The sequence below is a fragment of the Bacillus sp. L381 genome, from assembly GCF_030284525.1.
GTDB classification, from domain to species: Bacteria; Bacillota; Bacilli; order Bacillales; family Bacillaceae; genus Bacillus; species Bacillus amyloliquefaciens.
On sequence record NZ_CP127224.1, the window covers coordinates 366,115 to 377,025 of the forward strand.

General features: G+C 51.6%; 1 protein-coding gene. It reads left to right on the forward strand.

What is annotated here, in order from left to right; genetic code table 11:
* Positions 1–135 precede the first annotated feature (135 nt).
* Positions 136–10,890 carry a surfactin non-ribosomal peptide synthetase SrfAA gene (gene srfAA, locus QRX25_RS01815; RefSeq protein ID WP_212100267.1) on the forward strand — a complete coding sequence of 3,585 codons (10,755 nt, stop codon included), beginning with the start codon at positions 136–138 and terminating at the stop codon, positions 10,888–10,890.
* Positions 10,891–10,911 lie beyond the last annotated feature (21 nt).

Below are 10,911 nucleotides of genomic sequence, written 5' to 3' on the forward strand. Positions count from 1 at the left end.
TTCGGCGGTGTTTTGAATCGGGATGTTTTGGAGGTAAGTGGTTCTTTTGGCTTGAGAATGAGTTAGGGACATCGAGGGAGGCTGTTTCTAAGGGAGAATTGACAACTTTATCTTAAAAAAGGGAGGCGTATACATATGGAAATAACTTTTTATCCTTTAACAAATGCACAAAAACGTATCTGGTATACAGAGAAATTCTATCCGAACACTAGTATTTCAAACCTTGCCGGCTTCGGAAAGCTCATTTCTGAAGACGGCGTACAAGCCCATTTCGTTGAGAAAGCGATACAGGAATTCGTCCGGCGGCATGAGTCGATGAGAATCCGTCTTCGGCTTGATGATGAGGGGGAGCCCGTTCAATATGTGAGCGAATACCGTCCGCTGTCTGTCAGACATACAGACATCAGGCAAGCCGGCTGCTCTGCGGACGAGCTGTCAAAATGGGGGCGTGAAGAAGCAAGCAAGCCTCTGGCGTTATATGATCAGGATTTGTTTCGTTTTTCCGTGCACACCATCAGCGAAAAAGAGGTCTGGTTCTATGTTAATGTGCATCACATTATTTCAGACGGGATTTCCATGACGATTCTGGGTAATGCGATTACCGATATTTATTTGGAGCTTTCGAGCGGAGCAAGTGAGAACGAGGCGGAGATTCCTTCCTTTATCGAGCATGTGCTGACAGAGCAGGAATATGTGCAGTCGAAGCGGTTTAAAAAGGATCGGGATTTTTGGAACGGACAGTTTGAGACCGTACCGGAGCTTGTGTCTTTAAAACGGAGCCAGGCAGATGCGGGTCTTGATGCGAAACGGTTTTCTCAAGAAATTCCTCATGACCTGTACGGCCGGATTCAATCATTCTGCGGGGAGCATAAGGTCAGCGTTCTTTCTCTGTTCCAGTCAGCACTGATCGCTTATCTCTACAAAGTGACAGGCCGGGATGACGTCGTCACAGGTACGTTTATGGGAAACCGGACGAATGCGAAGGAAAAACAGATGCTCGGGATGTTCGTATCTACGGTGCCTGTGCGGACAAGCGTTGACGGAGGACAGTCGTTCTTGGAATTCGTCAAAGGCCGGATGAAGGATCTGATGAAAATTCTCCGCCACCAAAAGTATCCGTATAACCTGCTTGTCAATGATTTGCGCGCTTCGAAAAGTTCGCTGAGCAGATTGTTTACGGTGGCTCTGGAGTATCAAGTGATGCAGTGGCAGAAAAAAGAGAATCTGTCCTTCCTGACAGACCCTATCTTCAGCGGAAGCGGAACAAATGATATTTCGATTCATGTGAAGGAACGATGGGACACCGGGAAATTGACGATTGATTTTGACTATCGCAGTGACATATTCAAGGCGGAGGAAATTGAGTCTGTTTCTGAACGTCTGATCACGCTGATTGAAGATGCGATTTCATCTCCTGATCGCGTAATTGATGAGCTCGCTCTTCTTTCGGATTCTGAGAAAGAGATGCTTCTGAAACGGGCCTCCGGCAATCAGGTGGCTTATCGCAAGGAGATGACGATTCCGGCGCTGTTTGAAGAGAAAGCGAAGTCACTGTCTGACAAACCCGCGGTTGTATATGAAGGCCGAACATTGTCCTATAGCACATTACATGATCAGTCAAACCGTATCGCCGGACGCCTTCTTAAAGCCGGGATATCAGCCGATTCTCCTGTCGCGGTGCTGCTAGGCCGTTCTGAACGCGTCATTGCGGCAATATTGGGAATTTTGAAAGCGGGCGGCGCATATGTGCCGATCGATCCTGATTTTCCGGCGGATCGGATTCAGTACATTTTGGAGGACAGCAAAGCGAAGGCCGTTCTGACAGAGGCCGGGATACAGGCGCATGAAACTGATGCTGAATGGATTGATTTTGACGAGGCCGTTCAGTATGAGGCGGCTGCTGAAGGTGTCGGCACTCAATCAGACCGGCTGGCTTACATTATCTATACGTCCGGCACAACGGGGCGGCCGAAAGGCGTGATGATTGAACACCGACAAGTTCATCATCTGGTTCAATCACTGCAGCAGGAGATTTATCAATGCGGTGAACAGACGTTAAGAATGGCGCTTTTGGCTCCGTTTCATTTTGATGCGTCCGTCAAACAGATTTTTGCCTCACTTCTTCTGGGTCAGACGCTTTATATCGTGCCGAAAACAACTGTAACGAACGGCTCGGCACTGCTGGACTATTATCGTCAAAACCGGATTGAAGCCACCGACGGAACGCCTGCGCATCTGCAGATGATGGTTGCGGCGGGAGACGTCAGCGGAATTGAACTGCGCCACATGCTCATCGGCGGAGAAGGCCTGTCCGCAGCTGTTGCTGAACAGCTGTTGCAACTCTTTCATCAATCGGGCAGAGCGCCGCGGCTGACAAATGTCTACGGGCCGACGGAGACGTGCGTAGATGCGTCCGTGCACCCGGTGTCAGCAGATAACGGAATGATGCAGCAGGCGGCATACGTTCCGATCGGAAAACCGCTCGGAAATGCCCGGCTGTATATATTGGATAAACACAAACAGCTTCAGCCCGACGGTACGGCCGGCGAGCTGTATATCGCGGGAGACGGTGTAGGCCGCGGCTATTTAAATCTTCCGGATTTGACAGCAGAGAAGTTTTTGCAAGACCCGTTCAATGGGAGCGGCCGCATGTACCGTACGGGTGATATGGCACGCTGGCTGCCGGACGGCACAATCGAATATATCGGCCGTGAAGATGATCAGGTGAAAGTCCGCGGTTACCGCATTGAGCTGGGAGAAATTGAAACGGTGCTCAGAAAAGCTCCGGGCGCGGCGGAGGCCGTCGTGCTGGCACGGCCGGATCAGCAGGGCAGCTTGGATGTTTGCGCCTATATCGTTCAGGAGAAAGGAACCGAGTTTCACCCTGCCGAGTACAGGGAGTATGTGTCCAAACACCTTCCTGATTACATGGTGCCTGCTTACTTTACAAAAACGGATAAAATTCCGCTCACGCCGAGCGGGAAGGCGGACCGCAAAAAGCTGTTCGCGCTTGATGTGCAGGCTGTCAGTTCGTCCGAGTATGCCGCACCGAGAAATGAAACGGAGGAAACGATCGCCGTCATCTGGCAGGAAGTACTCGGAATGGACAAGGCGGGTATTTATGATCATTTCTTCGAGTCAGGCGGGCATTCATTAAAGGCAATGACGCTTCTGACGAAAATTCATAAGCAAACGGGCGTTGAAATTCCGCTGCAGTACTTGTTCGAGCATCCGACAATTGCGGCGCTTGCCGATTATGCGGCAAGCCGAAACGAAGGACCGGCTTTCAGTACGATTGAGCCGGCTGAGAAGCAAGCGAGCTATCCGCTTTCTCTCGCTCAGCAGCGGATTTATATCGTGAGCCAATTTGAAGATGCGGGAGTCGGGTATAACATGCCGGCGGCAGCCATGATCGAAGGCGCTTTAGACCGTGAAAAACTTGAACATGCATTTTCTGCCTTAATCAGCAGGCATGAAGCGCTCAGAACATCGTTTCAATCAGAAGACGGCACGCCGAGACAGGTGATTCATGAGCAAGTTCCGTTTCATATTGAAATGATTGAAGCGGGCGGAAGAACAAATGAGCAGGTAATGAAGGACTTTGTGCGCCGTTTTGAGCTGGCGGAGGCGCCGCTGTTCAGAATCGGCCTGCATACGCTCGGTCACAATCGTCATATGATGCTGTTTGATATGCACCACCTTATTTCAGACGGGGTGTCTATTTCCATCATGCTGAAGGAACTTGCAGACATCTATGACGGAAAACAGCTGCCTGAAATGCGTATTCAATATAAAGATTACGCCGCCTGGCAGGCGGAGCGGGCGGAAGAAGGCTACAAGAAGGAGCGGGCATACTGGAAGGAAGTCTTCAGCGGCGAACTGCCGGTGCTTCAGCTGCTCCCTGATTATCCGCGGCCGCAGGTGCAAAGCTTTGAAGGTGACCGCGTGTCAGTCAGGCTGCCGAAAACGCTGCGGGAACGGCTGCAAAAGCTTGCCGAGAAAAACGGAGCCACCCTTTACATGGTGCTGTTATCGGCATATTATACGCTGCTTTCTAAATATTCAGGACAGGAAGACATCATCGTAGGAACACCGTCAGCGGGAAGACACCATTCTGATACCGAGGGGTTGATCGGGATGTTTGTCAACACCCTTGCGCTGCGGAGCTCCGTGAAGCAGGATCAGACGTTTACAGGCTTATTAGGCCATGTGCGCAAGCAGGTGCTGGACGCGTTTTCTCATCAGGACTATCCGTTTGAGTGGCTGACCGAGGAACTGAATGTGCCTCGGGATATGAGCAGGCATCCGATATTTGATACGATGTTCAGCCTGCAAAATATTTCGGACGGAATTCCGGAGATCGGTAATCTGACACTGTCTCTTCATGAAACAAACTTCAATATCGCCAAGTTCGATCTGACAATGCAGGCCAGGGAAACTGCAGAAGGCATTGCGCTTGATTTGGACTATTGCACGAAGCTGTTTAAGAGGTCGACTGCTGACCGCATGCTTACGCATTATGTCCGCCTGCTGGAGAGCGCGGCAGCTCAGCCGGAAGCGAAAATCAGCGAATATGATCTGCTTTCTGAACGGGAGGCTTTGAACCAATTACAGCGGTTCAATCCGGAACGCACGGCGTACCCGAAAGATCAAACGATTGTGCAGATCTTTGAAGAACAGGCTCAAAAAAATCCGAACCGGACGGCTCTTCAGTTCGAAGGGGAAACGCTGTCGTATCAACAGCTGAATGAACGGGCCAACAGGCTTGCACGGCATATTCTTTCGGCCGGGGGCGGCGGAAAAACCGCGGCTGTTTTGTGTGAACGGTCATTGGATATGATTGTTTCCATTATGGCTGTGTTAAAAGCGGGGTCCGCCTATGTGCCGATTGATCCTGAGCATCCGGTTCAGCGGATTCAGCATTTCTTCCGCGACAGCGGGGCGAGTGTGCTCCTGACTCAGCGAAGCCTCAAGCCGATTGCGGAAAAAGCCGGTTTTCAAGGCGTCATCGTGCTTGCTGATGATGAAAAGAGCTATGAAAAGGACTCTCACAATCTCGCGTTGCCGTTTGATTCAAAAACAATTGCGAATCTCACTTATACATCAGGCACGACGGGAACGCCGAAAGGAAACATCGTCACACATGCCAACATTTTACGGACGGTAAAAAACACGAACTATTTGACCGTTTCTGAAGAAGACACGGTGCTCGGACTGTCAAACTACGTCTTTGACGCCTTTATGTTTGATATGTTCGGTTCGCTGTTAAACGGTGCAAAGCTTGTGATCGTTCCGAAAGATACGGTGCTGGACATGTCCCGCTTGTCCCGGGTGATCAAACGGGAGAATGTAAGCATTCTGATGATTACGACGGCCCTGTTCCACCTGCTTGTTGATATGGAGCCGTCCTGTCTGACGACGCTTCGGAAAATCATGTTCGGGGGCGAAAGAGCGTCTGTTGAGCATGTCAAAAAGGCGCTTGCGGCAGTCGGAAAAGGAAGACTGCTCCATATGTACGGTCCGTCGGAAAGCACCGTATTTGCGACATACCATCCGGTGGATGTCATTGAAGAGGATGCGATCTCCGTTCCGATCGGAAAACCGGTCAGCAATACGGAAATCTTCATCTTGAACAAGGCCGGACGAATACAGCCGGCAGGCATCCCGGGAGAGCTGTGCGTCAGCGGGGAAGGCCTCGTAGAAGGCTACTACAACCGTCCTGAACTGACGGAAGAAAAATTTGTTAAACATCCGTTTAAGGACGGTGAACGGATGTATAAAACGGGCGACTTGGCCAGATGGCTGCCGAATGGCGATATCGAGTTTATCGGACGTATCGACCATCAGGTGAAAATCCGGGGACAGCGCATTGAGCTTGGCGAAATTGAGCATCAGCTTCAAAGCCATGACCAAGTTCAGGAATGCATCGTGCTCGCTGTGGATCAGGGCGCGGGTGACAAACTTCTTTGCGCGTACTTTGTCGGCCTTAGGGAAATATCTTCCCGGGAACTGAGGGAGCATACGGCGAAGGATCTCCCGGCTTATATGATTCCGGCCGTCTTTATTCAAATGGATGAACTGCCTCTTACAGGAAACGGAAAAATTGACAGGCGGGCGCTGCCGATGCCTGATGTAACTGCAGCGAATGCCGTGTCATATACGGCGCCGCGCAATGAAACAGAACAAAAACTGACGGATATTTGGGCTGAGGTGCTGCAAATGGAGCGGGTCGGCATCCATGATCAGTTCTTTGAGATCGGAGGCCATTCGTTAGCGGGAATGAAACTGCTTGCTCTCATTCAGCAGACATTCGGCGTCCGGCTTACATTAAAGGATCTGTTCACTTCTCCGACTGCTGCGGGCCTGGCGCAGCTGATTGCCGGATCTGAACGGAAGGCGGCTGAGAGCATCATGCCTGCCGCCGTGCGGGAAACGTATCCGGTTTCTTCACCGCAGAAGCGGATGTTCGTGCTTCAGCAGCTGGAAGGCGCTGAAACAAGCTATAACATGCCATCTGTGCTGCGCTTAAAAGGAAAGCTTGATGCAGAAAAGCTGAAATCCGTCATGAAACAGCTGACGGAACGCCATGAAGCCTTCAGAACGACGTTTGACATAAAGGATGGAGAAACGGTTCAGCGTATATGGCCCGAAGCTGATATTGACATGGAATATCACGAAGCCTCTGAGGAAGACGCTGAACAAATCATTCAGAGCTTTATCCGGCCGTTCCGCCTGGATCAGCTACCTCTCGTCAGAACGGGGCTGGTTAAGCTGGCTGAACATGATCACCTGCTGCTGTTTGACATGCACCATATCATTTCGGACGGCGCTTCCGTAGGCGTGCTGATAGATGAACTGTCCCGCTTGTATGGCGGCGAAACGCTTGAGCCGCTGCGGATTCATTATAAAGACTATGCGGTATGGCAGCAGACATTTATTGAATCAGAGCAGTATCGCAAGCAGGAGGAGCATTGGCTTCGGGAGCTTGACGGCGAGCTTCCGGTATTGACGCTTCCGGCTGATTACAGCCGTCCTGCCGTGCAAACCTTTGAAGGAGACAAGCTGGTCTTTTCCCTGACGGAGGAGCAGACGTCGGCTCTTCGAAGTCTTGCGAAACAAACGGATTCTACCATGTACATGGTGCTGCTGGCATCATACAGCGCTTTTCTCTCAAAACTGAGCGGACAGCATGACATCATTGTCGGCTCACCGGTTGCGGGACGGTCACATGCGGATCTCGCAAACGTCATCGGCGTATTTGTGAATACACTCGCGCTTCGGACGTACCCGGAGGCGGACAAAACTTTCGCGGACTATCTTGAAGAAGTGAAACAAACCGCTTTGCGTGCATTTGATGCGCAGGATTATCCGCTTGAAGACCTTCTGCAAAAGATTGAGGTTCAGCGTGATACGAGCAGAAATCCGCTGTTTGATGCGGTATTCTCCATGCAAAACGCAAATGCGGAAGATCTGGTCATGGAAGGAATTGAGCTGAAGCATCATCCGTTTGACAGAAAAACAGCCAAGTTTGATCTGACAATGACGGCCGATGACACAGACGGAGGCCTGACGTTTGTGCTTGAATATAACACCGCGCTGTTTAAACCGGAAACGGCAGAGACATGGAAGCATTATTGGCTCCATCTGTTAGAAGCCGCAGCGGAAAATCCGGCTGCGAAGCTTTCCGAGCTTTCATTGGTGAATGAAACACAAAAACAAGCCCTCCTTAACGCATGGAAAGGCAAAACACTTTCCGTGCCGCGGGACAAAACAGTTCACCGTCTCTTTGAAGAAACGGCTGCCCGTTACACAGACCGTCCGGCCGTGGCATACAACGGCGTGAAATGGACGTACGGCGAGCTGAACGCAAGGGCGAACCGCATCGCGCGCATCCTCATGGACTGCGGTGCCCAGGCTGACGAACGGATCGGCATTTTGACGAAACCGTCCTTGGAAATGGCCGCAGGCGTACTCGGCGTCTTGAAAGCGGGCGCGGCATTTGTGCCGATTGACCCGGACTACCCGGAAGAACGTATCAGCTACATTCTGCAGGACAGCGGCGCCAAGCTGCTTCTCACGCAGGAAGCGCTCGATGTGCCGGACGGCTACACCGGAGAAACGATTCTGCTTGACGGCAGCCGCTCGATTCTGAGCCTGCCGCTTGATGAAAATGATGAAGCGAACCCGCAGACGGAAACAACGGCGGATCACCTCGCGTATATGATTTACACGTCGGGAACGACCGGACAGCCGAAGGGTGTCATGGTCGAACACCATGCGCTGGTGAACCTGTGCTTCTGGCACCACGACGCATTCGCCATGACGGCGGACGATAAAAGCGCCAAATACGCGGGCTTCGGTTTTGACGCCTCCATTTGGGAGATGTTCCCGACATGGACCATCGGCGCGGAGCTTCACGTCATTGACGAAGCGATCCGGCTGGATATCACCCGCTTAAATCACTATTTCGAAGAGCACGGTGTGACGATCACCTTCCTGCCGACGCAGCTGGCCGAACAGTTTATGGAGCTGGAAAATAGCTCTCTCCGCATGCTTCTCGTCGGAGGCGACAAGCTGAAGCGGGCGGTGAAACAGCCGTACACGATCGTCAACAACTACGGCCCGACGGAAAACACCGTCGTCGCGACAAGCGGCGTGATCAATCCGGAGGAAGATTCGCTTTCAATCGGACGGGCGATTGCCAATACGAGAGCTTATATTCTCGGCGACGGCGATCAGGTGCAGCCGGAAGGCATTGCCGGTGAATTGTGCGTGGCAGGCCGCGGGCTTGCGCGCGGATACCTGAACCGTGATGAGGAAACGGCGAAGCGGTTTACCGCCGATCCGTTTGTGCCCGGCGAGCGCATGTACCGGACCGGAGACCTTGTCAAATGGAACGCCCAGTGCGGCATCGAATACATCGGCCGCATCGACCAGCAGGTCAAAGTGCGCGGCTACCGGATCGAGCTTTCAGAAATTGAAGTCCGCCTCGCCCAGCTTGCGGGTGTTCATGACGCAGCGGTGACAGCGGTGGAAGACAAAGCGGGCAATACCGTGCTTTGCGCCTATGTCGCGCCTCAGCAGGCGGACATCGAAGCGCTCAAAGCGGCGTTGAAAGCTACCCTTCCTGACTACATGGTGCCGGTGTTCTGGGTGGAGATGGACGAGCTTCCGGCCACCGCAAACGGCAAGATTGACAAAAAAGCCCTGCCAAATCCGGACATTGAAGCGGGAAGCTCCGCGTACAAAGCGCCGGAAACGGAAATGGAGACGCTGCTTTCTGACATTTGGCAGGAAGTGCTCGGCCTTGACCAAATCGGCGTAAGCGATAATTTCTTCACGCTCGGCGGCGACTCGATCAAAGGCATCCAAATGGCGAGCCGCCTGAACCAGCACGGCTACAAGCTGGAGATGAAGGATCTCTTCCAGCACCCGACCATCGAAGAGCTCGTCTCTTATGTGGAGCGGACGGAAGGCAAGCAGGCAGACCAGGGCCCTGTCGAAGGCGAAGCGGTCTTAACGCCGATCCAGCGCTGGTTCTTTGAGAAGAACTTTACGGACAAACACCACTGGAACCAATCCGTCATGCTTCATGCGAAAGACGGCTTTGATCCGGCTGTAACAGAAAAAACATTACATGTACTGACGGCGCATCATGATGCGCTCCGGATGATTTATCGCGAGCAAAAACCGTATTACAGAGGGCTTGAGGATGCTTCTGTTGAACTGAACGTCTTTGAACTGAACGGACCTGCTGAAGATCATGAAGACCGTATCGAACGGGAAGCGGATCGTCTTCAAAGCAGTATTTCACTGGAAACAGGACATCTGCTGAAGGCCGGGCTCTTCCGGGCGGAAGACGGAGACCACCTTCTCCTTGCGATTCATCACTTAGTCGTAGACGGTGTATCTTGGCGGATTTTACTGGAGGACTTCACTTCCGTTTATACGCAGCTGAAGCAAGGCAATGAACCGGCGCTGCCTCCGAAAACACATTCATTTGCGGAATTTGCTGAGAGAATCAAAGAATACGCAAATACGAAGGCGTTTCTGAAAGAAGCGGATTACTGGAAAGAGCTTGAGGAAAAAGAGGTATGCACTCAGCTACCGAAAGACAGGCAGTCTTCTGATCAGCGCATGAAATATACAAGAACGGTCAGCTTCTCTTTGACGGCTGAACAAACTGAACAGCTGACGACAAATGTACATGAAGCCTACCACACGGAAATGAACGACATCCTGCTCACGGCGCTCGGACTGGCGCTGAAAGAGTGGACGGGTGAAGACACGATCGGCGTTCACTTGGAAGGCCACGGGCGCGAGGACATTCTTGACGGCCTGAATATCACCCGGACGGTCGGGTGGTTTACGAGCATGTATCCGATGATCCTTGAGATGAAACACGCCGACGATCTTTCATATCAGCTGAAACAAATGAAAGAAGACATCAGGCATATCCCGAACAAGGGAGTCGGTTACGGTATTCTTCGCTATGTAACGGCGCCTGAGCATAAAGAGAATTTGTCGTTTGAGATTGATCCGGATATCAGCTTTAACTACTTAGGACAGTTTAATGAGATGTCGGATTCCGGCTTATTTACAAGGTCCGATATGCCGTCAGGACAATCGCTGAGTCCTGACACGGAGAAGCCGAATGCGCTTGATATTGTCGGATTTATAGAAAATGGGCAGATGACGATGACGTTTGCCTATCATTCTCTCGAATTTCATGAAAAAACCATTCAATCGTTCAGTGACAGCTTTAAAGGACACCTTCTGAAAATCATAGATCACTGCCTGGCTCAAGACGGCCCTGAACTTACGCCTAGTGATCTTGGTGATGATGATCTGACGCTTGATGAACTTGATAAATTAATGGAAATTCTTTAACAGAAAAGGCAGAGGTGACTT

Coding starts and splice junctions, on each gene's coding strand:
- srfAA (WP_212100267.1), top strand. CDS start 136: ATGGAAATAACTTTTTATCCTTTAACAAATGCACAAAAACGTATCTGG.